Origin of the sequence: Hymenobacter sp. BRD67, assembly GCF_013256425.1 — a bacterium.
GTDB lineage: Bacteria > Bacteroidota > Bacteroidia > Cytophagales > Hymenobacteraceae > Hymenobacter.
Map to the genome: position 1 here is coordinate 3,763,232 of NZ_CP053904.1, position 25,611 is coordinate 3,788,842.

At 58.7% G+C, this 25,611-nt stretch carries 22 protein-coding genes and 1 pseudogene; 7 read left to right on the forward strand and 16 right to left on the reverse strand.

Annotated features, from left to right (window positions below; all coding sequences use genetic code 11):
* Positions 1-5: 5 nt before the first annotated feature.
* The 6 genes and pseudogenes from GKZ67_RS17555 to GKZ67_RS17580 all read right to left on the reverse strand — a co-directional run bounded on the left by GKZ67_RS17555 (position 6) and on the right by GKZ67_RS17580 (position 6,554).
* Positions 6-788, reverse strand: a complete 783-nt coding sequence (locus GKZ67_RS17555) for a TIGR00266 family protein (RefSeq protein WP_173246945.1) — start codon at positions 786-788, stop codon at positions 6-8.
* Between the two features lie 176 nt (positions 789-964).
* Positions 965-1,378: a hypothetical protein gene (locus GKZ67_RS17560; protein WP_173244932.1), complete on the reverse strand. Its 414-nt coding sequence runs from the start codon at positions 1,376-1,378 to the stop codon at positions 965-967.
* Positions 1,379-1,509: 131 nt separating this feature from the next.
* Positions 1,510-3,057 carry a glutamate--tRNA ligase gene (gene gltX / locus GKZ67_RS17565; RefSeq protein ID WP_173244934.1) on the reverse strand — a complete coding sequence of 516 codons (1,548 nt, stop codon included), beginning with the start codon at positions 3,055-3,057 and terminating at the stop codon, positions 1,510-1,512.
* A 90-nt stretch (positions 3,058-3,147) separates the two neighbouring features.
* The gene (locus GKZ67_RS17570; RefSeq protein ID WP_173244938.1) at positions 3,148-3,531 is read right to left on the reverse strand and encodes a RidA family protein; all 384 of its coding nucleotides are present in this window, start codon (positions 3,529-3,531) and stop codon (positions 3,148-3,150) included.
* 150 nt (positions 3,532-3,681) lie between these two features.
* A pseudogene (gene glmS / locus GKZ67_RS17575) lies at positions 3,682-5,514 on the reverse strand (glutamine--fructose-6-phosphate transaminase (isomerizing)).
* Positions 5,515-5,738: 224 nt separating this feature from the next.
* A complete protein-coding gene (locus GKZ67_RS17580) occupies positions 5,739-6,554 on the reverse strand; it encodes a glycogen/starch synthase (protein WP_173244940.1) in 816 nt (271 codons plus the stop codon).
* Positions 6,555-6,670: 116 nt separating this feature from the next.
* On the opposite strand from GKZ67_RS17580, the gene panC reads away from it, so the two are divergent.
* On the forward strand, positions 6,671-7,516 hold the full coding sequence (gene panC / locus GKZ67_RS17585; protein ID WP_173244943.1) for a pantoate--beta-alanine ligase: 846 nt from the start codon (positions 6,671-6,673) through the stop codon (positions 7,514-7,516).
* Positions 7,517-7,536: 20 nt separating this feature from the next.
* Here the strand turns inward: panC and GKZ67_RS17590 are convergent, their stop codons facing one another.
* The gene (locus tag GKZ67_RS17590) at positions 7,537-8,550 is read right to left on the reverse strand and encodes a sugar phosphate nucleotidyltransferase (RefSeq protein ID WP_173244946.1); all 1,014 of its coding nucleotides are present in this window, start codon (positions 8,548-8,550) and stop codon (positions 7,537-7,539) included.
* 244 nt (positions 8,551-8,794) lie between these two features.
* Here GKZ67_RS17590 and GKZ67_RS17595 point away from each other — a divergent pair, with 244 nt between their 5' ends.
* From GKZ67_RS17595 to GKZ67_RS17605, 3 genes are all read left to right on the forward strand, one after another.
* Positions 8,795-9,412 (forward strand): LemA family protein, encoded by a 618-nt coding sequence (locus GKZ67_RS17595; RefSeq protein ID WP_151086651.1) that lies wholly within the window; start codon positions 8,795-8,797, stop codon positions 9,410-9,412.
* A gap of 142 nt (positions 9,413-9,554) precedes the next feature.
* The gene (locus GKZ67_RS17600; protein ID WP_173244949.1) at positions 9,555-10,016 is read left to right on the forward strand and encodes a TPM domain-containing protein; all 462 of its coding nucleotides are present in this window, start codon (positions 9,555-9,557) and stop codon (positions 10,014-10,016) included.
* Entirely contained in the window at positions 10,013-10,852 is an 840-nt protein-coding gene (locus tag GKZ67_RS17605; protein WP_317172179.1) for a TPM domain-containing protein, read from the forward strand. Before GKZ67_RS17600 ends, GKZ67_RS17605 begins: the two co-directional genes overlap by 4 nt.
* A 51-nt stretch (positions 10,853-10,903) precedes the next feature.
* On the opposite strand, the gene GKZ67_RS17610 is transcribed toward GKZ67_RS17605, so the two are convergent.
* The 3 genes from GKZ67_RS17610 to GKZ67_RS23845 form a co-directional block, all read right to left on the reverse strand.
* Entirely contained in the window at positions 10,904-11,524 is a 621-nt protein-coding gene (locus tag GKZ67_RS17610; RefSeq protein ID WP_173244952.1) for a hypothetical protein, read from the reverse strand.
* Positions 11,525-11,605: 81 nt separating this feature from the next.
* Complete coding sequence (locus tag GKZ67_RS23840) at positions 11,606-12,763, reverse strand: single-stranded-DNA-specific exonuclease RecJ (protein WP_254244908.1); 1,158 nt, start codon at positions 12,761-12,763, stop codon at positions 11,606-11,608.
* 2 nt (positions 12,764-12,765) lie between these two features.
* A complete protein-coding gene (locus GKZ67_RS23845; protein WP_254244909.1) occupies positions 12,766-13,482 on the reverse strand; it encodes a single-stranded-DNA-specific exonuclease RecJ in 717 nt (238 codons plus the stop codon).
* Positions 13,483-13,826: 344 nt separating this feature from the next.
* Here GKZ67_RS23845 and GKZ67_RS17620 point away from each other — a divergent pair, with 344 nt between their 5' ends.
* Positions 13,827-15,392 (forward strand): IS1182 family transposase, encoded by a 1,566-nt coding sequence (locus GKZ67_RS17620; protein ID WP_173244955.1) that lies wholly within the window; start codon positions 13,827-13,829, stop codon positions 15,390-15,392.
* Between the two features lie 109 nt (positions 15,393-15,501).
* Complete coding sequence (locus tag GKZ67_RS17625) at positions 15,502-15,858, forward strand: hypothetical protein (protein WP_173244958.1); 357 nt, start codon at positions 15,502-15,504, stop codon at positions 15,856-15,858.
* Positions 15,859-16,126: 268 nt separating this feature from the next.
* Here the strand turns inward: GKZ67_RS17625 and GKZ67_RS17630 are convergent, their stop codons facing one another.
* A complete protein-coding gene (locus GKZ67_RS17630; RefSeq protein ID WP_410505028.1) occupies positions 16,127-16,957 on the reverse strand; it encodes an IS5 family transposase in 831 nt (276 codons plus the stop codon).
* A 325-nt stretch (positions 16,958-17,282) separates the two neighbouring features.
* Between GKZ67_RS17630 and GKZ67_RS17635 the strand changes: the two genes are divergently transcribed.
* Complete coding sequence (locus tag GKZ67_RS17635) at positions 17,283-18,254, forward strand: IS110 family transposase (RefSeq protein WP_173243171.1); 972 nt, start codon at positions 17,283-17,285, stop codon at positions 18,252-18,254.
* Between the two features lie 134 nt (positions 18,255-18,388).
* Here GKZ67_RS17635 and GKZ67_RS17640 read toward each other — a convergent pair whose 3' ends face one another.
* The 5 genes from GKZ67_RS17640 to lptC all read right to left on the reverse strand — a co-directional run bounded on the left by GKZ67_RS17640 (position 18,389) and on the right by lptC (position 25,609).
* Positions 18,389-18,844 (reverse strand): hypothetical protein, encoded by a 456-nt coding sequence (locus tag GKZ67_RS17640; protein ID WP_173244962.1) that lies wholly within the window; start codon positions 18,842-18,844, stop codon positions 18,389-18,391.
* A 1,603-nt stretch (positions 18,845-20,447) separates the two neighbouring features.
* Entirely contained in the window at positions 20,448-22,310 is a 1,863-nt protein-coding gene (locus GKZ67_RS17645) for a tetratricopeptide repeat protein (protein WP_254244910.1), read from the reverse strand.
* A 144-nt stretch (positions 22,311-22,454) separates the two neighbouring features.
* A complete protein-coding gene (locus tag GKZ67_RS17650) occupies positions 22,455-24,581 on the reverse strand; it encodes a SurA N-terminal domain-containing protein (RefSeq protein ID WP_173244965.1) in 2,127 nt (708 codons plus the stop codon).
* 114 nt (positions 24,582-24,695) lie between these two features.
* On the reverse strand, positions 24,696-24,950 hold the full coding sequence (locus GKZ67_RS17655; RefSeq protein WP_173244968.1) for a hypothetical protein: 255 nt from the start codon (positions 24,948-24,950) through the stop codon (positions 24,696-24,698).
* A gap of 86 nt (positions 24,951-25,036) precedes the next feature.
* A complete protein-coding gene (lptC, locus tag GKZ67_RS17660) occupies positions 25,037-25,609 on the reverse strand; it encodes an LPS export ABC transporter periplasmic protein LptC (protein WP_173244971.1) in 573 nt (190 codons plus the stop codon).
* Positions 25,610-25,611: the final 2 nt, after the last annotated feature.

Genomic DNA, 25,611 nt, shown 5'->3' on the forward strand with positions numbered 1-25,611 from the left:
GCCCGTTACTCGTCGAGCAGACTGCCGAAGAGGCCGCCCAGTACGGTGCCGCTTTCTTTTTTAGAGTTGGCACCCCAGGGAGCCAGGGCCTGAATGAGCTTTTTGACGGGCATTGACTGAATCCAGACGCGGCCCGTGCCGCGTAGCGTCGCCAGCAGCAGCCCTTCGCCCCCAAATATCATCGACCTCAAGCCCCCGGCACGGGCCACGCTGAACTCGATACCGGGCTCAAAGGCGACGATGCAGCCCGTGTCAACGCGCAGCAGCTCGTTTTGGAGCTGCTTCTCGATGATGGTGCCGCCGGCATGCACGAAGGCTTTGCCATCGCCCGTGAGCTTTTGCAGGATAAAGCCTTCGCCGCCAAAAAAGCCCGCGCCCAGCCGCTGGTTGAAATGGACGCTGATTTGAGTGCCCCAGGCAGCGGCCAGAAAGCCGCTCCGCTCCACAATGAGGCCATTGGGTAGGGTACTCAGGTCGACGGGAATAATAGTGCCCGGATAAGGGGCCGAAAAAGCAACCCGGCACTTGCCATAGCTGCCACGGTTCGTAAAATGGGTCATAAACAAGCTTTCGCCCGTGATGAGCCGGGTACCCGCCGAAAACAGCTTACCCAGCAGGCCCTGGTCGGGCGTTGAGCCGTCGCCCATCTTGGTCTCAAAGGCAATAGCTTCCTCCATGTACACCATGGCACCGGCTTCAGCGATAACGGTTTCCTGCGGGTCCAGCTCTACTTCGAGCACTTGAATATCGGAGCCAAGAATACGGTAGTCAACGTCGTGGGAGCGCACGGGCACGAGCAAGCTAGGGTGAAGCGCAAATATAGCGCGCCCCTCATTTAGGCGACCCGCACCCCTAAAAACCTACCAGCATGGCCGACCCGTACCCGCACGAAAGCTACGGAAGCCGGGGCAGACCGACTTGCCTTTTAGCGCCAGTGCAGCAGCATTCTACCTTTCTTCGCCGTCTATTCGGGCAGCTCAAGGCGGGTTTCGGCGGCTTCATCAGCTTCGTTGCCGACTGTCTTTTTGCGCTTGGCTTCGCGGCTGGTGCGCTTCATAAAGTCCTCGTCGGTTTCTTCGGGCTCGTCCTGCTGGCCATCTGCCACGGGGAATACCTCATCGTCTTCCTGCGCCAGGCGCGCGGCTTCGGCGGCAGTTTTGGCCTGCGCGTCTTCGCCAAACTGGCCTTCGCGGTGCACTATTTTTTTGTCGCGCACGTGGCGGCCCAGAAATTGATTTATCTGCTCAATGGAGTAGTTGGAAGTTATCTCGCCCAATGGATTTACCCCAATTTCGAAGCCTTCCAGCTCTTTATGCACGCGCGCCTTTTTTTCGGGTTCGGGAGCTTTTTGCTTGGGTTTAGTGGGTTTTTTAGCCATGATAGAATGCGGAGAGCGGTTAGCGAATTACCGATGAAAGCAAGCACCGCCTTATACGACAGAAGGCCGCGCCGTATGTGCATACGGCGCGGCCTCCAACAAAGGTTTTTGGCCGAAGCCAACCCCAGGGCTTATCCCAGGCGCTCCACAGCCATACGCAAGCGGCCGGCTACCTCGCCGCTGCCCAGAATGGCCAGTGTTTCGAACAGGTCGGGGCCGGCGGCGGCTCCGGTCACGGCTACGCGCAGGGCTTGCAATACCTGGCCGGGCTTCAGCGCCTGGGCTTCCATCGTCTGGTTAAATAATGCCTTCAGCACCTCTGCATTGGCACTAGGCTCCGAGTTGGCGGGCAGCGCATCGGCATAGGCAAGGAGGGCAGCACTCACCTGCGGGTTCCACTTTTTGGCTACCACCGCGGGGTCATACTCCATAGGAGCATCAAAAAAATACTTGGCTTCCTGCCAGAAATCCTGCGGGAAGCTGACGCGCTCTTTCATCACGCCCACAATCTGCTCGGCTTTGGCCTGGTCGCAGGCAATATCGTGCGCGGCTAATGCCTGCAGCAGATAAGGCGCCAGCTCGGCATCGGACTTGGCCCGCAGGTAGTGCTCGTTGAACCACTTCACCTTCGCCTGGTCAAACTTGGCGGGCGACTTGCTCACGCGCTCAATCGAGAACGCCTCAATCAGCTCCTGCATCGAGAAAATCTCCTGGGCCGTGCCCGGGTTCCAACCCAAAAAGGCCAGGAAGTTGACCAGCGCCTCGGGCAGGTAGCCTTCCTCACGGTAGCCTTTGCTGAGGGTCGGCTCGCCGGTTTCGGCGTCGGTACCGCGCCACTCCAGGGCAAACACCGGGAAGCCGAGGCGGTCGCCGTCGCGCTTGCTGAGCTTGCCGGTGCCGTCGGGCTTGAGCAGCAGCGGCAGGTGGGCAAACTGCGGCATGGTCTTCTCCCAGCCCAGGTAGCGGTACAGCAGCACATGCAGCGGAGCCGAGGGCAGCCACTCTTCGCCCCTGATAACGTGGGAGATGTCCATCAGGTGGTCATCCACAATATTCGCCAGGTGATAGGTGGGCATACCATCCGACTTCATCAGCACCTTGTCGTCGATGGCCGACGAGTGCACCACCACCCAGCCCCGAATCATGTCCTGAAAGCGCACTTCCTCCTTACGCGGCACCTTGAGGCGAATGACATAGGGCGCGCCGCTCTCCAGCAGCTGCTTTACCTCGTCTTCGGGCAGGGTGAGCGAGTTGCGCATCTGGGCGCGCGTGATGCTGTTGTACTGCGGGTTGGGCACCTTGGCAGCCTGCAGGCGCTCGCGCATCACGTCCAGCTCCTCGGGTGTGTCGAAGGCATAGTAGGCGTAGCCGTCACGGATAAGCTGGTCGGCGTACTCGCGGTACATGGGCTTGCGCTCGCTCTGGCGGTAGGGCGCGTGCGGGCCGCCCTTCCAGGGGCTTTCATCCAGCTCAATGCCTACCCATTCGAGGCTCTCGCGGATGTAGTCTTCGGCGCCGGGCACAAACCGGTTCTGGTCGGTATCCTCAATGCGCAGTATCATGGTGCCGCCCAGCTTGCGGGCCAGCAGGTAGTTGTAGAGCGCCGTGCGGACGCCGCCAATGTGCAGCGGCCCGGTGGGCGAAGGGGCAAAGCGCACCCGGACAGGTCGGTTACTCATAATGCCGCAAAGGTAGCTTGTACGGTAAGCTTTAGCTTGCCGCTGGTCGAATAGTCGGCTGCAAAGGCAAGCTAAAGCTTACCGCCCAGCCTACCCTACCGCAATGCAGGAGATTTCCACCTCCACATCGCGCGGCAGGCGGCTCACTTCCACGGTTTCGCGGGCCGGGGCGGTGGCTTCGTCGAAATACGTGCCGTATATCTGATTGATAGTGGCGAAGTTACCCAGGTCTTTTACGAAGATGGAGCACTTTACTACATCGGTGAGCGCCAGCCCGGCGGCTTTTAGCACGGCCGTGAGGTTTTGCAGCACCTGGTGGGTTTGGGCGGCTACGTCGCCTTCGCCCACAAGCTGGCCGGCGGCGCTTAGTGGTATCTGGCCCGATACATATACAGTGCTGCCGGCTTTAATAGCCTGGCTGTAAGGGCCAATGGGCGCGGGCGCCTGGTCGGTAAGGATAATCTGGTGAGACATTTTGGGAAATGTGAAAATATGGGAAATGCGGAAGAGGTGAAAATGCCCGGCTGAAACGCAAAAAGGGAATGTGGAAGCGAAAATGCCTGGCTAATTATGCCAAAATATTTTCACATCTTCCACATTCCCCGCATTTTCACATTAACAAGCCTACTCCACCGTCACCGACTTGGCGAGGTTGCGGGGCTGGTCTACGTTGCAGCCGCGCAGCACGGCAATGTGGTAGCTCAGCAGCTGCAGCGGAATAACGGACACGAGCGGCATCAGCACTTCCGAAGTCGCGGGCACTTCAATAACAAACTCGGCCATGGCCGGAATAGTCGTGTCGCCCTCCGTCACTACCGCAATGATGCGACCCTTACGCGCTTTTACCTCCTGAATGTTGCTTACCACCTTCTCGTACGAGCTATCCTTGGTAGCGATAACCACCACCGGCATGCTCTCATCGATGAGGGCAATGGGCCGTGCTTCATCTCGGCGGCGGGGTAACCTTCGGCATGAATGTAGCTGATTTCCTTTAGCTTAAGCGCCCCTTCCAGCGCCACCGGAAAATTGTAGCCCCGGCCCAGGTACAGGAAGTTCGGGACATCTTTGAAGGTTTCGGCAATCAGCTGAATCTCGGCGTCGAGCTTAAGGGCCTTTTCCACCTTAGCAGGAATGTTGTGCAGCTCGGTTACCAGCTCGCGGAGCTTGGTATCGGAGAGCGTGCCCCGGCGCTGGCCCATGCACATGGCCAGCAGCGTCAGCACCGTTACCTGGGCCGTAAAGGCCTTGGTTGAGGCTACCCCAATCTCGGGGCCGGCGTGCGTGTAAGCGCCGGCATCCGTTGCGCGCGCAATGCTGCTGCCCACTACATTGCAAATACCGAATATAGTGGCGCCTTTGCTTTTGGCCAGCTCCAGGGCAGCCAGCGTATCGGCCGTTTCGCCGCTCTGCGAGATGGCAATTACGATGTCGCGCTCCGAGATAACCGGGTTGCGGTAGCGGAATTCCGAAGCGTACTCTACTTCTACCGGAATACGGGCCAGGTCTTCAATCAGGTATTCGGCTACCAGGCCGGCGTGCCAGCTCGTGCCGCAGGCCACGATGATGATGCGCTGGGCATTCACAAACTTCTGCTCGTAGGCCCGGAAGCCGGCCATGTTGAGATGGCTGCCCCTAGCTCCAGGCGGCCACGCATCGAATCGAGGATAGAACGGGGCTGCTCAAAAATCTCCTTGAGCATAAAGTGCTCATAGCCACCTTTCTCAATGCTATCCAGCTCCAGCTCCAGGCGCTGGATGTAGGGCGTCTGCACTACGTCTTCGCGCGAGCGAATGGCCAGCTGGCCATCGCGAATCACCGCCAACTCATAGTCATTTACGTATACTACTTCATTGGTATATTCAATGATTGGCGTAGCATCGGAAGCCACAAAGAATTCGCCTTCGCCGATGCCGATAACCAGCGGTGAGCCTTTACGGGCGGCGATAAGCTGGTCGGGGCATCCTTGCTCAACACGACAATGGCGTAGGCGCCAACTACTTCGTGGAGCGCCAGCCGGACAGCTTCTTCCAGCGAGCAGGTATTGTTGGTCTGAATATCTTCGATGAGATTGACGAACACCTCCGTATCGGTATCGGAGTGAAATACGTGGCCCTGTTGCTCCAGGTGCTTTTTTAGCGCCGCATAGTTCTCAATAATGCCATTATGGATAATGGCAATCCGCTCGGAGGTAGAGTAGTGCGGGTGGGCATTTACGTCGTTGGGCTCGCCGTGGGTAGCCCAGCGGGTGTGGCCCATGCCCACCGTAGCGTGCGTATCCTTATCAGTCAGGAAGGCTTCGAGGTCCGCTACCTTACCCTTCTTTTTATACACGCTCAGGTCACCGTTGAGCAGCGCCACGCCGGCCGAGTCATACCCCCGGTATTCGAGGCGGTGTAGTCCTTTGAGGATAATAGGGCAGGCCTCACGATAGCCCAGGTATGCTACAATACCGCACATGTGCAGGAGAACAAAAAATGTATGTTTAAGATAAAGTCTTTTCGCCGGTACCAGCCAACTCGCGGGTGCCCAGCAATTTTAAACCCAGGCTGGCCAGCTTATGGCCTCCTCTGGTTTAATAAAACGCTACCGGCCGCTAGCTCCGCCCAAAGCGAGGCCAGCGGCCGGTAGGGATAACAAAGTTACAACGGAGCCGCGCAATAGGCAGTTGGCTGGCTTACTGCTTAATTGGCAGCCAATTCATCGTAGAGGGCTTGATACGAGGATAGCAGATTTTCGTCGGCCGCTACCTGGCTCAGGCGATTGTTGAGGGCGTATTCCTTAAACAGGCCATTGAGGTTATCCGAAAAATCTTCGTCGGAGCGCACCACCGTATCAGCGTACTCCATCCCGAGCTTTACGAAGCCCGAAAAATCGGCCGACTTAAGGGAGGTGAGCATCTGGTCGTCGATGTCGAGCATCTTGGCCTTTTCGACCAGGTTGCCTTCAAATTTGTCCAGAAACTCGTTGTTGTACACTGTAAATACCGATTTGGCATCCTTAAAAACCGGGTCCTTCTTGTAAGTCGTTTTCAGGTAGAGCGGGATGAGCGAGGTCATCCAGTCGTTGCAATGCACGATGTCGGGCGACCAGCCGAGCTTCTTTACCGTTTCGAGCACGCCCTTGCAGAAGAAGATGGCCCGCTCGTCATTATCGAGGTAAAACTTGTCGTTTTTATCAACCAGCGCCGACTTGCGGTGGAAGTAATCTTCGTTGTCGATAAAATAAACCTGTAGCTTCGCAGTCGGAATGGATGCCACCTTAATCACCAACGGCTTTTCGTCGTCGCCTACTGCAATGTTGATGCCCGAGAGGCGAACCACTTCGTGCAGCCGATTCTTGCGCTCGTTGATGATGCCAAAACGCGGTACAAAAATCCGGATTTCAGCTCCTGACTCCTGCATTCCGGCCGGTAGGCGGCGTAGCAGCTCCGCTACCTTCGTAGTCTGGAGAAAGGGGTCTATTTCGGTGGCCGCGTACAGAATGCGCAACTTCGACATAACGGATTGACTAAAGGATTTGGTAACAGGCCATAGATTGGCTCCACAAAATTACGCATTTTTTCCCGAATTTTCAATAAAATTCGTTCAGCTGTATCGTACTATCTCTTAGCTTGATGCATATTTTTACTACCGCCGCCGAGCTGCGGGCCTACGCGGAGGCCAACCGCCGGGCGGGCCGCCGCCTGGGCCTGGTGCCCACCATGGGCGCCCTGCACGATGGCCACCTCCAGCTGGTGCAAGCGGCAGCGGCTGAATGCGATGAGGTTATCGCCAGCATTTTTGTCAACCCTACGCAGTTTAACAACCCCGACGACCTGCGGCTCTACCCACGCCTGCCCGAGCAGGATGCGGCCCTGCTGGCCCCGGCGGGCTGCACAGCGCTGTTTATGCCCGCAGTAGCGGAGATATATCCACAACCCTCTATCCTTCGCTTCGACTTTGGCGCCTTGGAGCGGGTGATGGAAGGCGCTCACCGTCCCGGCCATTTCAATGGCGTAGCCACGGTGGTCAGCAAGCTGTTTCACCTGGCCCGGCCACACGCGGCTTATTTTGGGCAAAAGGACTTTCAGCAGGTAGCCATTGTGCGCCAGCTGATTGCCGATTTATCGTTCGACCTGGAGCTGGTGGTATACCCTACGGTGCGCGAAGCTGATGGCCTGGCCATGTCGTCGCGCAATAGCCGCCTCTCGCCCGCAGCGCGAGCCGTGGCCCCGCTGCTGCACCAAGTGCTGGAGCAGGCGGCCGGGCAGGTACGCCTGGGCCTGGCAACTGACCAGGTGCAGGCCCAGGCGCTGGCCGCACTGGCCCACGAGCCCAAATTCAAGCCCGAGTACTTTGAAGTGGCCGATGCCCAGACCTTGCAGCCGGTGACCACGTACGAAACCGGCCGCAGCGTGGTGCTGTGCGTGGCTGCTCACCTGGATGGTGTGCGGCTGATTGACAACGTGGTGGTTAGCTAACCACCTTACGGCCTTCACTACTACCCTCGCGCCTGACTATAATCGATTTCGGTGTTGTCGCCCAGGTTAAGGCTGTGGTTGAGGCCCCGAAAAGAGGCGTCGGAGCCCACAATGCAGTCGCTCATCACGGCCGAGCTAAGCTCGGAGTACGAGCCGATGATGCTGTCGCTGACGATGGTGTGGCGGATAATGGTGCGGTCGCCGATAGCCACATTAGGGCCGATAATGGCGTGCTCAATGCGGCAGCCTACTCCAATGCTCACCGGCGGAATAATGACCGTGTCGGGAAACTCGGGATACTCGCGCACCTGCCGAAACTCGGGCTGGTCGAGCAGGCGGGCGTTGGCTTCGAGCAGCGTTTCCTTGCGGCCGCAGTCAAACCAGTTATCGACGGCGGCCGTGCGCATGGGCTCCCCTTCCTCAATGAGGTGCATCAGCGCATCGGTAAGCTGGTACTCCTCATGGGTGCGGCGGCCGGTGCTGAGCAGCCACTCCAGGGCTTCGGCCAGCTTTTCGGCGTTGGCAATTTTGTAGAGGCCCACCAGCGCGTAGTTCGACTTCGGAATGCGGGGCTTTTCCACCACGCGGCTGACCTCGCCGGCGGCGTTGGTTTCAACGAGGCCAAACAGGCTGGGCGTTTTCACCTCTTTCACGGCCAGCACCGAGCCGGGCTGGCGAAGCAGCGCCGGCAAATCAATATCGACAATGGTATCGCCGAGCATGATGAGCACGCCATCAGGGTCGTGGCGGAAGGTTTCGCGGGCTACCCACAGGGCATGGCCCAGGCCTTCGCGCGGCTCCTGCACCACAAAGGTGGAGTTGAGCTCGGGGTAGTTGCGGCGCACGTACTGCTCAATTTTCTCGCCCAGATAGCCAATGATGAATACGAACTCGGTGAGGCCCGCCCCACGCAGGCGGTCAATGATGTGGCCCAGAATGGTATTGCCAGCCACCGGTACCAGGCTCTTGGGCTGGGTGTGGGTGTGGGGGCGCAGGCGCGAGCCAATGCCAGCAACAGGAATAATGGCTTTCACTAGAGGGAAAACGGAGAAAAAGACGAGAAACAGCTAGCGCGTACCGGGCCAAAGCCCGCGTAAGCCGGCTGAAAGATGGGCATGAAACCGCCGCTAGCACAACGGTAAAGGTGAGCTTGCGTACTTTGGCCGGCCGCTAGCTACTAAACTACCAGCGGCGGCCGGAGTTCGGCGCTGGCAGCAGGTTGGCAGCCACAGCCGGCTAAGATACTTGTTCTTTTTCCCTCACTTCTTTCTTTCTCTCATGAAACGCCTTCTTCTCTACTTCGCCGCCATGGTCACGCTGCTCTCGCAGTCATCGTGCGGCTACAACGGCATGGTTCAGCGCGACCAGGCCGTTAAAGCCCAGTGGGCCAATGTGCAGAGCGCCTACCAACGACGCTCCGACCTCATTCCTAACCTCGTAAATACGGTAAAGGGTGCCGCTAATTTTGAAAAATCGACCCTCGAAGGGGTTATGGAGGCGCGGGCCAAGGCGACGAGCGTGCAGCTGTCGGCCGACCAGCTGACGCCCGAAAATATCCAGAAGTTTCAGGCGGCCCAAAGCCAGCTTTCTTCCGGCCTGGGCCGCTTGCTGGCAGTATCCGAAAATTATCCCGAGCTGAAAGCCAATGCCAACTTTCAGGAGCTGCAAGCCCAGATTGAAGGCACCGAAAACCGCATAAACGTAGAGCGCAACAAGTTCAACGAGAGCGTAAACGACTACAACACGTTCACCCGCTCGTTTCCCAACAACTTGTTTGCGGGTATGTTCGGCTTCCCGGCCAAGGGCTATTTTGAGGCCGACCCTGCCGCCAAGGAGGCGCCCAAAGTTGATTTTGGCGACATGAGCGGCGGCAACACGCCAGCCGGCAGCAAGTAGAGTTAACCGTTGTGAGTTAAAAGTTAAGCAGCTGCGGGAAGAGAAGGCAACCAAGAATTTCTTTGCCAACTCCCCTCCCGCCAGCTTCTTAACTTTTACTTTTTTGACTCATAACTCCTAACTTTTACCTTATTTCTCTGCCATGACTCATCCCCTTACTCCCGAGCAGGAAAAAGCACTCGTGGCCGCCATTAAGGCCGCTGAGCTGCGCACCTCGGGCGAAATACGGCTCCATCTGGAAGACAAATGCCCGACGCCGGAACCCCTCGACCGGGCCGCGCAGGTATTTGCCGAGCTGAAGATGCACCACACCAAGCTCCGCAATGGGGTTCTGTTTTACCTGGCCTGGCAAACGCGGCAGTTTGCCGTGGTGGGCGATGCGGGCATCAACTCGTCGGTACCCGACGACTTCTGGGAAGACGTGAAGGAAACCGTGGTGGGCCATTTTCGGCAGGAGCAATACGTAACCGGACTCGAGCGGGGCATCCGGCTGGTGGGCGAGCAGCTGCGGCAGCTATTTCCATACGATGCGGCTACCGATGTCAATGAGCTCGACGACGATATATCTTACGGAAGCGATATTCCATCCACCTCAGGCCAATGAACTCTCTGCTTATAATGCAGCCACGGCACCTTGCCTCGCGCCTGGTAGCCGGCCTTTGGCTTCTCTTGTTCTGGCTGGCACTAAGTCTGAGCGCCCATGCTCAGAACGTGCCCGCCCGCCCCGACCCGCCGCACCTGGTAAATGACCTGGCCGGGCTACTGCAGCCCCAGGAAGTAACGGCGCTGGAGCAAAAGCTGGTAGCCTACAACGACAGCACGTCGTCGCAGATTGCCGTCGTTACCGTGCCCACGCTCGATGGCAACGACATTGCCGACTATGCCCAGAAGCTGTACGAAAGCTGGGGCATTGGGCGCAAGGGCAAAGACAACGGCGTGCTGGTGCTCGTCGCCGTCAAAGAGCACGATGCGCGCATCCAAACCGGCTACGGCATGGAGGGGGCCATCCCGGATGCGCTGGCCAAGCGTATCATCAGCAATACGCTGGTGCCGGCATTCCAGCAAAAAAACTACTATGCGGGCCTCGACCGGGCTACCGACCAGCTTATTGCCCTGGCAAAAGGCGAATACAAGGCCGACCCGGCCGATGCGCAGCGCCAGGGCGGCAGCCGCGACAACTCGGGCTCCGGGCCGGGCTTCTGGATAATTATTGGCGTACTCGTGCTGTTTTTCATTCTGCGCTCGCGGGGTGGTGGCGGCCGGGGTGGCCGGGGCGGCGGCTTCATTGCGCCTATCATCTTCGGCGACTTCTCCGGTGGCCGGGGGTGTTTGGTGGCGGGGGCGGCTTCGGCGGTGGAGGAGGCGGGGGTGGCTTTGGCGGCTTCGGGGGCGGCAGCAGCGGCGGCGGCGGCGCCAGCGGCAGCTGGTAGCAATGAGTAAATAAGTAATGGATAAGGAGGGTGCTAGGTAATTGGGCGTCGTGACGCCCAATTACCTAGCACCCTCCTTATCCATTTTATAGGCTGGCCGCTCGTAGAAGGGTCGCAACAGGCGCACTACCTCCAGCGCGTCGGCCAGGGCCTCGTGGGCTACGTGGGGCTCGGCGTCGCCGGCGCGGGCCTGGCAGATAAGCATACTCGGCAGGCGCGAGTCTTTGTGCCAATTGAGGTAAAAGGCGGCCGGGTCGAGCACGGCCGGGTCAGCTTTTACCAGGGTGCCCCAGCCTGGCAGCTGCCGCAGGAAAAGCAGGTCGAAGGTGCCCACATTTTTGCCGGCCAGCGTGACGCTCACGCAGTCCTGCTTATTGGTTTTGAAGCCATTAGCCAGCAGAAACTCCCGCAGCTGCGGCAGCACGTCCTCGGGCTGGCAGATGTCAGCCGCCCCGGCGTTGCCCTTATCAGCCAGATCTTGCAGCAGGCGGGCATTCAGAGCCAGGGCGCCGGGCGTGCCGGTCAGCTCGCGGTAGCGCAGTGCCCGGCGAAAGGCCGGCAGCTCGGCCAGCGGCGTTGTGGCCGAGCGGCGGGTGTCTTCCACTACAGCAGCAAGCTCTAATACCTGGTGGCGAAGCGGGTCGGAGCCACTGGTTTCAAGGTCGAGCGAGACATAGCGCATTTTTTAATGGGTAATTATTCGATAAGTAATATATATTTTATACGATATCAATCATTAGCCATTAACAAATTAACCATTAATTTACTCTCCCCAACGCAGGTCAATCAGGCGCAGCTGTAAGGTGCGCTGCCCTCTGAACTCATTCATTTCCAGGGTGTAGCACACGCCAATCTCGGTATCGGGGGTTTCGAGCAGGCGGGTCAGGTAGTGGCCCAGCCCAAATCCAATAGCTTCGAGCACCATACCCGGCGACTTGCCCGGCTGCATCAGCCTGATTTTAAGATGGCCGGCCTGCCCTACCGGCCGTACTGAGCCAGGCACGGCCCGTACGCCGTAGCTGGCAAATATGGGCGCGGGGTTGCCGGGCCCGTAGGGCTCCAGGCGACCCAGCTGCCCCAAAAACTCCTCGGTGAGCTGGGTAAAATCTACCTCTGCATCAACTTCAACAGGACGTACCGGCAGCTGGCCCACGGGCAGCCGGGCCGCCACCTCGCGCATAAACTGCTCGCGGAAAGCCGGCACGTTTTCGATGGGCAGCGCCAGGCCGGCCGCCGCCTTGTGCCCGCCAAACTGCCGGAGCAGCGGCGCACAGGCCTCCAGCACCTCGTGCACATCAAACCCCGATACGGAACGGGCCGAGCCGGTAGCCAGGCCGTCGCGCTCGGTAAGGATAACGGTGGGCCGGTAGTATTGGTCGAGGCAGCGCGAGGCTACAATGCCCAGCACGCCCTGCGGCCAGTGCGGCTGGTAAAGCACCGTGGCGGGTGCCGTAGGCCCGGCGGGGTCTTCGGCAATCAGCGCCAGGGCCTCCTGGGTTGTTCGCGCATCGGAGAGGCGGCGCTCCTGGTTCATGTGGTCTACCACCTCGGCCGTGTAGCGGGCCTCCTGCTGGGTAGAGGCCAGCAGCATATTTACGGCGCGATGGGCATCGCCCATGCGCCCGGCAGCGTTGATGCGCGGCGCAAACCCAAACACCAATGAGCTAAGGCTCAGCGGCCCCTGTCGTGGAGTGGCCAGCTCGTGCAACGCCGCCAGGCCAGGGCGTAACCCTTCGCTGGCGGTAGCAGACAGTAAGCTCAGCAGCGGGGCGGGGCCGTCGAGGGTATCGGCCGAAGCCAGGGCCGATGCTTGTGGCACGGCAAACGCCGCGGCTTGCGTTACATTGAAGCGGCGCAGGCCGTGAGCGGCCAGAATCCGGTTTTCGCCGGTTACGGGCACTACATCGGCGGCAATGCTCACCGTTACGAGGTCGAGCTGGGCATAGAGGGGGCGAGCGGCAGATTCAGCTTTTCGGTAAAAGCCTGCAACAGCTTAAAGCCTACGCCGCAGCCCGACAAGTCGGGGTACGGATAATTGCAATCCAGGCGCTTGGGGTCGAGCACGGCCACGGCGGGCGGCAGCTCATCGCCGGGCAAGTGGTGGTCACAGATTACGAAGTCGATACCCAGCGTATTGGCATACGCTACCTGCTCCACGGCCTTAACGCCGCAGTCGAGCGCAATTATCAGCCCTACGCCCTGCTGCTGCGCGTAGTCCACGGCCTGCATCGAGATGCCGTAGCCTTCGCGGTGGCGGTCGGGGATGTAGGGTTGCAGGCGGCTTTCTTCTTCGGGGGTATCAGGGGCATCTACCAGTGGCCGCAGGTAGCTGATTATCAAGGCTACCGACGTAATACCATCGACATCGTAGTCGCCCAGTACCAGCAGCTTCTCGCCCCCGTCAATGGCCTGGCGCAGGCGGGCCACGGCGCGGTCCATGTCACACATCAGCCAGGGCGAGGCCAGCTTAGCCAGGTCGGGTTCAAAAAAATCGCGGGCCGCAGCCGGGGTTTCAATGCCACGCTGCACCAGCAGGCGGGCCAGTACCGGGCTGAGGCTCAGCGCCTGCCCCAGCCCGGCCACCACGGCGGGGTCGGGCGAGGGCGCAAAAATCCAGCGCTTGAGCGGTATAACAGCCATTAATTTATCGAACAGGAATAGCCTCAAAAGTACGCAAAATTTAGCCGACGTACCTTCGACAGGCCCCTTCCCCGTTCCTATGCATCGCCTCCGCGAGTTTTATCAGCGCTACCGCCAGTATATTTTGTCCGATGGGCTATCTGGTGTTCATCGTAGCGCTGGCCCTCATGTTTACCTTTTTCAGCTAAGCTATAAGTCCGACGGCTGCTTCACTCCCTATTCCTGACTGATTCCTGCGTTCAGGAGTAAGGCAGTGTTTGAGAAGCATTATTTTATTTCACGTATTGGAAACGGTCGTGGCTGTTGCAGAAGTATCGGAGAAGTAGGGCGCTCGTATAAAACGGATGCAAGGCCAGAAAGACTTCCACGATAAACTCAGCCTGTGCTTCCGCCTCTCCGAGCGCGTGCCCAAGCACAATTTCTATCGTCGTTTGCGCGACCTCTTGGACTGGGAGTTCCTGCGTGAGCAGACCCGCCCCGTTTACAGTCATACCGGGCAGCCTTCGCTCGACCCCGTCGTGTTTTTCAAGTTGGTACTAGTGGGGCGGCTGGAAAATATCGTCAGCGACCGCCGCTTAATCGAGCAGTGCGCCCTGCGGCTCGATATCCTCTACTTTCTGGGCTACGAAGTCGACGAGGATTTGCCTTGGCACTCGACCATTAGCCGCACCCGCCAGCTGTATCCGACTGCCGTCTTTGAGCACCTGTTCGACCAGGTATTTGCCCAGTGCGTGCGCGCCGGGCTAGTGGCGGGCGATACGCAGGTGGTAGATTCGGCCCCCGTCAAAGCGGCGGCTTCGCTCGATACGCTGCGCGAGAAGTCCGCGGCCGTGGGCCCTTCCTTAACAGTTGCCGGCAAGCCGCCGGTGCTACCAGTCCCCGTCGAGCAGTCCACACCTGCCCACCAGCTGCGCCGCGAGGCGGCCCGGCGGGCCAAACGGCAAGCCGGGCCGGGTGGACTGGGCGCCCAGCACCCCAAAGCCCAGCTGCTGAGCAATAAGACCCACTATAGTCCCACCGACCCCGAAGCGCGCATTTCCGTCAAGCCCGGCAAAGCCCGCGCCCTCAACTATCTGTGCAGCGTGGCCGTGGACACAGCCAGCGGCCTCATCAGCCACATCCAAGCCGACTTTGCCGACCGTCGCGACAGTGCGCACTTGCCAGAGCTGGTCGCTCGGCTGCAAACCCGGCTAGCGACCAACGAGTTGCCCATGCACGACTTGGTAGCTGATACGGGCTACTCCAACGGCTTCAACTATGTTTTTCTGGAGCAGCGCGGGATTACGCCCTGGATTCCCGTGTTTGGGCACTACAAGCCAGCCCCCGAAGGCTTTACGTATGAAACGGAGCTAGATGCGTTTCGCTGTCCAGCGGGCAAGTTGCTGCCTTTTCGCAATTATGCCACCAGCAAAGACGGCAACTGGGTCAAGAATTACCGGGCGGCTTATCAGGACTGCCAGCACTGCCCGTTGAAGATGAGCTGCACCCCGGCCGCGCCCCAGCAGAAGTTCGTGCGCTCGGCTTTTGATGCGGCCTATCGGCGCGCGTGGCACCGGCAACACAGTCGGGCCGGCCAGCAGATGCGCCGGCTCCGGCAACGCACCGTCGAACCAGTTTTTGGCAGCTTACTCCACCACTACGGGCTACGACGGGTCGGCACCAAGGGCCAGGCAGCAGCTCATAAAACTATGCTGCTCAGTGCGATTGCCTACAACTTGAAGAAGCTGCTCAAGCATCAGCCAAAGCAGCCCGCCAGCGTGGCACTGGCCCTATACCCGGCGCAACAAGGGCCCTATAGCTCGCTTTTTAGCGCTTGGTTGACCGATTCTAACTCTCTTCAAGTCAGTTCTCTAACTGAGTGCCTACCCACCTGGAGTTCTGCAACAGCCACGGTCGTTTGCAGTATGTAAAAGTGGCTCTGGCTCATTTAAATCACCGTTTTCGTGAATGCTCGTTTATCCTTCGGACTTTCCCTTAATAGGGTGCTTATCTTATCGTTTTACCGCCTTTCCTGCTCTCATGCTGCCTATTTCACAATATGTACTGTACGGTTTAATGGACAAGGGGGATTCTTCTAATCCTGAACTACTCGCGCTCCTTCAAGAACTGGCCCCTTCGGCTACTGTGGATTTTGTAATGCCCCGTTACCGTTTATACGATGTCTATGAGACCCGTCTGGGATTAACTCAATACGTCACAGGGGAATTTTACGAGGGATTAAGGGAGGCGGTAGAAGCAATGGCTGCTAGCTCACTGGCCAACATCCGTCTTCTCGACGTCGAGTGCCTGGAGGGCGATTGCATTCTATTTGTAGAGGAAAATCTGAAGGAGGTACTTGGCATTATCTACTTCCCGCATAAGAGTGAAGCGGAATGAGCTTCATTAAATGCTCCCTTTCTTAAACTGCGAACAGCAGCCCCGCACCAAGTGCCAGCAGGCCGGTGCAGGGCCCGGCGAGTTTAAGAAACTCGTCTACGATTCAAAGTTTACGAAACCGGCCGGAGGGACAAGTTTCGTAGACTGCCCAACACCGCTAAAAACAAGACCCCAAACCGGAAAAGTACCACGCCGGGCACAGCGGCCGGTGAGGCCAAAACCCGCACTTATTCCGAGGTGGTGGTTATAAGACTTTTTATGAAGCTGTTTAGGAAGTAGGCGAGCGACCAATTCTGCGCAGCAGTAGCACGGTAAAGGCCAGCCAGTGAAACGCCAGCCAGGTATGCAGGCAGGTTTCAAAGCGCACGAGTAGCGTTTTGAAGCCGTCGAGCCAGGCGTTGAGTTGCTCAATAACCTGTCGGCGGCGGTAGAGTTCGGGGTCAAACAGGGTATCATCGTCGATTTGCCAGTCGGCCGAACGCCGGTTGCGCGGGATGTTGACCTCAATATCGCGGTGGGCACAGGCCTGGCGTAAGCTGTTGACATCAAAGGCTTTGTCGGCGTTCAGAAACAAGCCTTGCAGGCACAGGTCCGCCTGCTCCAACGTTTGGCAAAGCTCGCCAAAGACGGCTTCCAGCTCAAACGTATCGTGGTGCTGCCCGGCCTGGGGCGTGGCCAGGGCCAGCGGCTGGCCCTGGTTGTCGGCCAGGAACAGGGCGTTGGTGGTGCGCGCCGCTTTGCGGCCCTGGTAGCCCACGGCCACCCCGCCGTTCTTGGCCGGTGTGTGGCTGCCGTCGAGTTGCACGCTGGAGAGGTCGAGCAAGCGGCGGTGTAGGCGCAAGAGCGTCAGCCACAGCTTTTTCCAGGCCCCTTGTTTGCTCCAGGTGTGGAAATGATAGTACACCCCCTGCCAACTCAGGGGCTCGCCGCTGAATAGGGCGGCCACCGGTAGCCAGCGCCACTGACAGCCGGTTTTGAGTTTGTAGAGAATGGCGCCCACCACCTCGGCCGGAGCCACGCGCCGCCGCCGGCCCTGGCTGGGAAAGGGTAAATAGGGCAGTAGCCAGGTCACGATGATATCTTTGGAGAGGACTTCCACGGGCAGGCGTAAGAAACTTGGTTGGGTCGCACCCCAAATTTCTCTCCGCCGTGGGAGTCTTTTTTGTTTCCAGCCTACTTCCTAAACAGCTTCTATCCTATGTTCAGGCACGGCCTGTAACTTGGTTGAACAAGAAGGAAAGGGACGGAATAAGATTCCACTGTTATGGGGCACTAGAGCCCGTTTAACATGACAATCCCCGTCCTTTTCTAGGGCTACTTTGAACAGTTCCATGAGGCCCGAGAGCCTGTATCAGGATAGCAAAAGATTCCCTGGAAGTCCTTTTTACGCGTTTTCTTCTTCTTCACCCCACCTCGTTATGGATATGAACCACCTGCCGGTTGTCGGCATCGACGTGAGCAAGGCCACGCTGGCCGTCTGTTACCAGGTTAACGACCAGGCCCAGCACCTGGAAGTCAGCAATAGCAAAGCCGGCTTTCAGCAGCTAGTGAAGGCTTGCGGCGCTCATTGCCAGTTTGTGATGGAAGCCACGGGTACCTACAATTTGGCCTTAGCCTATTACTTGCATGAGCAGGGTGGCCAGGTAGCGGTCCTGAATCCGCTCGTCATCAAGCGCTTCATTCAGATGCACTTGAGTAAAGGCAAAAGTGACCGCAAAGATGCGCAGTGGCTGCTGCGCTATGGCCAGCAGCAGCCGCTCAAAGTTTGGCAGCCGGACGAAACAGTACTAGTTGAGTGTCGGCAACTCGAACAAGTGAACGAGCAGCTACTGAAACAAAAAGTCATGGTGGGCAACGCATTGGAAGCCCTTCAGCAACAACCAATCATTAGCAAGCTGGCGCTGAAACGCTTGCAACAGACGTTCAAGGCCCTAACCCAACAAGTAGCGGCGGTCGAGGCCGAACTGCTGGCCCTGCTAGAACAACGCTTTGCCGCCGAAATGGCGTTACTCTGCTCCATTCCCGGCATTGGGCGCAAGACAGCGGGCATGCTGCTGCTCTTTGCCGGAGGCTTTACCCGCCTGGATAACTATCGACAGCTCATTGCGATGGCCGGTTTGTCGCCCCGCGAGCACACTTCTGGCACCAGCATTCGCGGCAGGATGCGCATCACGAAAATGGGCGGCGGCTTGATTCGAGGTAAACTGTTTATGTGCAGCTTCTCAGCCAAAAAAACGAACGCAGCCTGCGCGGCCCTCTTTGACCGACTCGTGGCCAAGGGCAAGAACAAGAAATTAGCGCTGATTGCCGTGTGCAACAAGCTTTTGAAGCAAGCTTTCGCCATCATCAAATCAGGCGTGCCTTACCAAGCTGATTTTAGTAGCTCTCTCGCTTAAAGCTCGGCTGTTCAACACAGTTCATGTTAATCAACTATTCTAAGAAACAAAAAGGAAAATAACCGGCTCAATATCTTGCAAAAATTTTGCTGGTGGGAGAGCTATGAACCATAGTTTTTTGCTAGCATGTACTGCTAGAGGGTGCCGTTAGCCTCTTCTTGGGCAATTTGCTGGGCCACAGATAAGGTCGGGTCGTTAAGTGTAAGTAGGGCTTGGGACCGAATCCGCTGGGCAGCTGCTGGCAGCAGAAAGACATAGCCTGCGGCCAAGCCGCTGGGCGACTGCCCTAAATCGCCCCGGACTTGGTAAATTTTGCCACTACTGCCTGCTTCGTGTAGGGCGCGCTGCACGAGTTGGAAGAGGCGCGGGTCTGGCGAATCGTTTGCTTGGTGCAAGAGCGTTTGGTACCAGCGCTGACCCACCTTAAATCGCAACTCCCCATCTGTCTGTTGACAGTTGTCGGTTACGTGATGAGGCACGAAGTGCCCCTGCGAGAGCCGCGCTAGCAAGTGCACAAGCCGCGTGTAGGACCAGGTAGGGTAGCGTGGCCAGCCCTCGTAGGTGCCTACGCTGCCTGGGTAGTACTTCAAAATGTCTTCTCGGAAGAGATAATGCGTTTGTTGAGCACGCTGGGCGGCTACTTCTCGCTGTTGGGACGATAAGTGTTGAAAAAAGCCCAAGGCGGTAAAGGTGTGGATAGCCGCCGTGATGGAATCGGTTGGTAAGAGCCGAAAGTCCTGGGCGGCCGATGCCCGAGAGGAGTTGCAGGCAGCGTATCCAACGCCTGAAATTGCGCCGTCGTGAGCCGTACTAAGCCAAAGCGCCCACGTACGTTCTGGGTACCCTCCGCTTCGGCAGAGGGCAGGTAAGCTAGCCGGTAAGGCGAGCGCTGGTCGGTCAACACCCGGTTAAATAGTTGGTAAAACTGTTCAGCGGGGAGCTCGTAGCGGGTAGCTAGGCGAGCCCAAGGTGCCCCCGGTTGCCCAGTGTCCATTTGCAAGTCACTACGCTGGGTGTAAGCCTGCTTCCCTACCTGGAACCGGACGAGTACCGCTGGCGGCTGGGAGGGGTCGCTACTAGCTGACTGGCTAGCTGGCACCACTTCGTACTGAAAATGCGTGAAAGCGAACCTTGGGAGCAAAGCCGCTACGTCGTGGTGCAGTTGCGCTAGGTAGGGACCCAACGCAGCAGGGTAGTCCCGTCGCGAAAAGATGCGGGCCCCAGCCACCGCCGACAAGGCGTCGAGGGGGTCAACTACCCACCGGTCAGTCCAACGGTGGCGCAGTTGCTGGGCAGCCGCCGGGCTCAGCAGGCCGATTTGTTGTAGTACCGTGTCCACCACTGGGTGCGGCTCGCGTTGGTGTTGCCGCCACCATTCATCCGCTCGGAGTAGTAAGGCGGTGCGGTCATAAAATTCCCCTCCTGCTGCTAAGGGCAGCAAGTACTGGTATTCGGCGGTGCTCAACAGTCCGGCCTGCTTCAGTTGCGCGAGGAAGTGCTGCGTTTGCTGTCGACTACGCTGCATCGCGGCGGCGCTCGTTAGCCGAAGTAGCGGACGGCTAACTACCATGCCTGGCGGCGCTGGATGACGGGTGCCGAAGCGTAGGGAGTCTGGTCGCAAGGTTTCGCCGTCGGCGAGCCGCGTGTAGTAGTCTGCTAACCAGCTTCGGACGGCGATGGGTGTCTGAGGCAAGTGATAGGCTTCTAAGCGCGTCGTATCACAAAAGCGTACCCAGGCTCGGTGCTGGGGAGCTACTAAGCCTGTCTGCACTAAAATAGCCGCAAAAGAGGCATTCGCGAGCGTTGACTTAGTAGGGGCAGCAGCAGCTAGAGAAGTGTGATTAGCAGGCGGTGTATCAGTTCCACAGGCTCCGACTACTACGCCAAGCGCCACGAGTAAGTGCTTGATGATAAAGGAAGCTTTTGCGCAGGAAGACTTCATAAGCTAGCAAGTAAGCTCCTAAAGTGATTTTTGGACGCTAGACACGCTAAATTATAAAGCTTGAGCAGATAACATGTTAAGTAACATGTTATATAGCGTCTAGCAAGGTATAGCTTATTAAAGTCGGTCTTATTAGTTGCGCTTGTCACGTTTCTTAAACGAACGTTCAGCAAACGTTATAAACTCGCTCTTTCAGATACATCCATTTTTTATTATATATTAATTTCTATTTTTACTGTCGTAAACAATTCCTATTGCACGGCGTCGCCGCGCAGCCGCCGGAAGCGTTTGCGGGCTTCGGCCACGTAGATACTGCCGGGGTACTTGGTTAGCAGCTGCTGGTAGAGCGCCTGGGCCTTGGGCTTATCGTTGAGGTTTTCGTCCAGGATTTCGGCGGTCAGAAACAGGGCGTCGTCGCTCAGTACGTCGTATTTCGGGTTGGCTGTAATCTGGCCGAGGGTAGTGACTGCGGCGGCGTAGTCGCCGGTGCGGCGCTGGAGCCTGGCTTTCAAAAACAGGGCATCGTCGGTGAGCGCGTGGCCGGGGTACTTACGCAGCAGCGCATCGAGGCCCGCCTCTGCCTGCGGAATCTTATTCTGAAATACCAGCTCTTCGACCGCGGCGTAGTCTTTTAGAGCCAGGCCCAGGGTATCTACGGCCGTGCTTTCCTGGATGAGCAGTGAGAGTTGCATCGCGTCGTTGGCGATTTCGCGGGTGGTGGCTTCCTTCAGAATATCGAGGTGGCTTTGGGCCAGCTTAAAATCGCCGGCAAAATAGCTCAGCCGGGCATTGCGCAGCTTGGCTTCGTAGCCCAATGGCGCTTCGGGGTGGGCCTTTTCGACTTGCGAATAGAGCAAAGTAGCCTCCCAGGGCTCCCCTTTCAGCAGGTACAAGTCGCCGAGCGTGGTTTTAGCCTCATCTACCTCATCGACCGAGGCACGGGGCATCTCGATTATTTCCTGTAATAAGCTCATTGCCTTCGGCTTATCGTCGAGTTGAAAGGCGTAGAGGTTGGCCAGCTGGCGCATCACCGGGGCCGCATCGGGCGTGTGGCCCAGCTCGGTTAGCAGGGCCGAGTAGTCGGCGGCCAGGGCGCGCACCTGCGCCTGGTCCACGGGATAGGTATCGCGCACCTGGGCTTCGCGGGTTTGGAGCAGCAGTTGCCGGGCAATGCTATAGTTGGGGCCGGTGCGGTACTCGCGCACCACATACTCGCAGGCCGCAATGGCGGTGGCATAGTCGCGGTTGCGCTGCGCAATGCCAGCCAGGCTCAGTACCCGGCTGCCCTGGGCATTGGTGCGGCGGTCGAGGGCGCGCACCTGCACCAGGGCCCCCGCAAAGTCGTGGCGCTGCACCTGCAGCCACAGCAGCAGCTCGCTGTAGGCGCTCACATCGGGCTGGGCCTGCACCTTGCTTACCAATATTTTTTCGAGCGTATCGAAGTCCTTTTCCTCATGCAGCGCGTTTTGCAGCATATTCCGCACAAAGGGCAGCTGCTGCGGGTCGCGCTCCACCAGGTGCAGGGTTTCGGCCAGCAGCTTGTCCTGCTCCTGGCTCTGGGTATAAAGCTGGATGAGCTGCGGGGCGTACTCGGTGTTGTTTTTGGCCAGCTCGCGGCCGCGCAGGTAAGTGCGCTCGGCCCAGGCCGGCAGGCTACGCTTCTGAAACTCGGCGGCTACCGGCTCTACCTGCGCCGGCGTAAGCTGGCCCACAACGCGCTGGTACTGCTTATCGGCTGCGGGCTGGTCGCCGGCAGCGGCATAGACCGCGCCCAGCGTCACGGCGTAGCTGCCCTCATCGGGGTGCTGCTTGCTGGCACGCTTTAGCAGCTTTTCGGCGTCTTTATAGCGTTTTAGCGCTTGCAGAGTGGCTACGTAGTCGGGCAGCACTGCGGGCGTTGTCTGGTCGTCGCTTTTGAGTTTTTCAAACAGAAAGGCGGCCTTCTCATATTCGCCGCGTCGGGCGTAGTCGCGGGCCAGGGTGGGCGCGTCAATCGGGGCCCAGGCGCCCTGCCGGGGCGGGCCGCTTTGCGTAGGCTGAGCGTGCAGCGGCAGGGCCAGCCCCCCAGCTGCCAGCAGCAATAAAGAATAGCGCATACGAAACACGATTTTCATAACCTGGCAACGCCCTGGCCCAGTTGGTTTGTTCAATGGCCCGGCCACGAGTCGCACCCGCGCCGCCCACCACAGCCACTGCCCTAACAAGAAGGGGCTGCACCCGAAGGTACAGCCCCTTGGCACTTCGGCGGGCGCGGCGGCTTAGAAGAACTTCGAACGATTGTCCTTCACCTTGGCCTGGCCCTTGATGGCTTCGTAGATGAGGCCATCCTGGCGCTGCTGACGCTGCTGCGCCAGCTGCAGGCGCACCGTCTTCAGGTCGCTGGGCGTGGCGGGGTACACGCCGGTAGACTCTACTACCAGCACGCCCTGCTCGCCTTGAATGGGCGCTGATTTCTGGCCCGGCTTCAGCGAGAAGGCGCGGCCCACGGCCTCGGGCTCGAAGCCCACATTCGGAATGGTGCCCTGGTTGAGCGATACCCCTTCGGCATTTTGCACTACGGCCCCGTTGCCGGCGGCCTTTGCCAGGTCTTCGAGCGAACCGGCTTTGCCTTGCAGCTTGCTGATGATTTGCTTGGCCTTCAACTCATTACGCACAGCGGCGGTTAGCTCGGGGCGAATGCTTTCGATAGTAGCGGTGCCTTTGCTGCGCGCATCCGTAACGGCCGCGATGATGTGCTGGTCGCCGATGTCAAACTTGCGCACATCACCCACTTTCGTTTCGGAGCCGCCATCGGGGTTGAAGCCGAATGCCCAGCGCACAATCTCGCGCGAGCCCGGCAGGTTATTCACCGATGGCGCGTCACGGGGTATAAACTTGGCTTCCTGCTTTTGCAGGGTCTTGTCTTTGGTGGGCAGAGCCCGGAAGGCCTCCAGGCTGCTGGCGCCAGCTTGCAGCTGCTCGGCCTTGTTGTAGGCGGCTTCGCGGGTAGCATCGCTGGGCTGCACGTTTTTCACCACGGCAGCTACCTGGTAAGTCTGGTTGGTTTTCGGAGCTGTCACCTTCACAATGTGGTAACCAAAGCTGGTTTCCACCAGGTTGGGCAGCAGGCCGGGGCCGCTGGCCGCAAATACCGCCTTGCTGAAAGCCGGCACCATGCGGCCCTCGTCAAACCAGCCCAGGTCGCCGCCCTGGTCCTTGGTACCATCGGTGCCAAACTGCCGGGCCATCGTAGCAAAGTCGGCACCGGCTTTTATTTTATTGAGAACATCCTGCGCTTTGGCTTTGGCAGCCGCTTTGGCCTCGGGCGTGGTGCCGGCGGGCTTGATGAGGATATGGCTGGCGCGGGCGGCGGGCTTGGCCCCGGCCTTGGCACCCGTCACCTTATAGATAGCCAGTGAGTTATTCTCAACATAAGGGCCGTACACCTCACCTACTTTAAGGGGCAGCTGCTGGCGCAGCTTCTCGGGCAGGTCGGCTGGCGAGAGATAGGCGTGGTTGTAGGGCTGGTCGGAGTTGGAGCGCACAAACAGCGAGTCGTTGGGCGCGGTACGGAACTGCTGAGCCAGGCCGGCTACGCTCTGGCGCAGGGCGGCACTGTCTTCCTTGGTAGCTGTTTCGGGCACCACGATGTACTCGATGCTGCGGCCATCTTCTACCTTATAGCGGCCCTTGTGGCGGTCGAGGTAGTCTTGCAGCTGTGCATCGGTGGGCTTGAAGGCCGAGTCCGACACGCTGGTGTAAGGCACAAACAGGTAGCGGAAATTCGTCTTCGCGTTCTGGCTCTGGTCAAACAGCCGGGCCTCGGCCGTGGTCACGTACACCGAGTTTTTGAGCAGGGCGTTGTACTTGTTCACGGGCCGGTCGAACTCGCGCAGGCTGGCTTCGAAGTTGTGGTAAGCCGCCTGGGCTTCGGGGGGCAGCTTGTCGAGGTTGCGCAGGTAATCTACCAGCCGGGCTTTGTCAAACTGCCCGGTTTTGGGGTCGGTAAACGCTTGCTTGATGGCCGGGTTCGGGTTGTCGCCCTGCACCATGTCTACCATCTCATCGTCGCCTACACCCAGGCCCAGCTTCTCAATTTGGGGCTGGAAAGCGCGCCGATACAGCAGCTGGTTCCAGGTCTGGTCGCGCAGGAAGCCGAGCGCCTGCTCGTCGGGCTGGCGGCCCTGCTGGTTGGCAAAGTTTTGCTTGGCTTGCTCCAGGGCGGCCGTAAACTCGGGCAGCTCAATCTTGCTGCCGTTTACCTCGCCCACTACGTTCCCATCGCGGCCGAAGAGGCGGTTCTTCCCTCCTACCAGGTCGCCGCCCACTATAAAGAGCAGCATCCCGACGGCGACGGCGCCCACGGCCACCCCCGACTTTTCCCGAATCGTGTTAATTAAAGCCATTACTAAATTCTAATGCGGTGGCACGGAGCCAAAAAGAGGCGCAAAATAACCACGAATCGCCCGAACTATCAAGTAGCTGGCCCGCCAACACCGCCCAAACCAGCCTGCCCGGCCTTAGCGGCGCTTCTTATTTTTTTTGGCGGGCTTGTTTAGCTCGGCCACCTGCCGGGCTACTTCGGCTTCTTTGGCCTTGCGGGCATCCTGCTGCCGCCAGTAGTTGAGGGGCAGCCAGCACGCCAGCGACACCATAAATATCCAGTAATTACGGCCCAGGTCGCTTTGCAGCACCGTTTGGTACACCCCGATTACGAACGACACCACGCCCAGGGCAAAAAGGATGGTGCGTAGCAGAGACTTATCGAATTTCATAGCTGATTTAATCGTCTGGCAGCGCGCAAAGCAACGCTCCGGCGGCCGGCGCTATAACTCGTTTTGCGCCTTTAAAGCTACCTGGCTTACTTGCCCAACGTCTGGGCCTGGTCGAGGGTAAACGTACCAACGGGCCGGTGAATGCCGTAGCGCGAAAAATCCTGGTTGGCCGTGAGGCCGTAGCCGGTAAGCACCTCAGTGGGCGTCTGCACCCGGACAAACATAGCGCTGTCGGTATATATTTTTTGCTGCGCCCGATTATAAAACAGCTCTTCGGTATGAAGAGTTTGCTGCTGCGGCACGTTGGCTACCTGCACGGCGCCGCGCATGATATAGAGCTGCTTGGCATTGTCAAACTTCCCCCACCTGGCATTCAGCGTATTAATTACCAGTTTACCCGGCTTGTCGTAGAACGTAACCGAAACGCCTTTGGGATAAAGAATATCGCTATTTTCAAATCTTTGCTCCAGCGGAGCCGTAAGCCGGATATGCAGCCGGGCCGAGTCGCTGAGCAGCGTGACAACGTTATTGGTTTCCAGCAGTGGGCCGGTGTAGGCAATGTGCTTTACCCCGGCATCCTTTTGCTGGCAGCCGGCCAGCACCGCGCTGGCCAGCAGCAGGCTGGCTCCCAGGGCCGGCCTTGGCTTTAAACACCCCACGC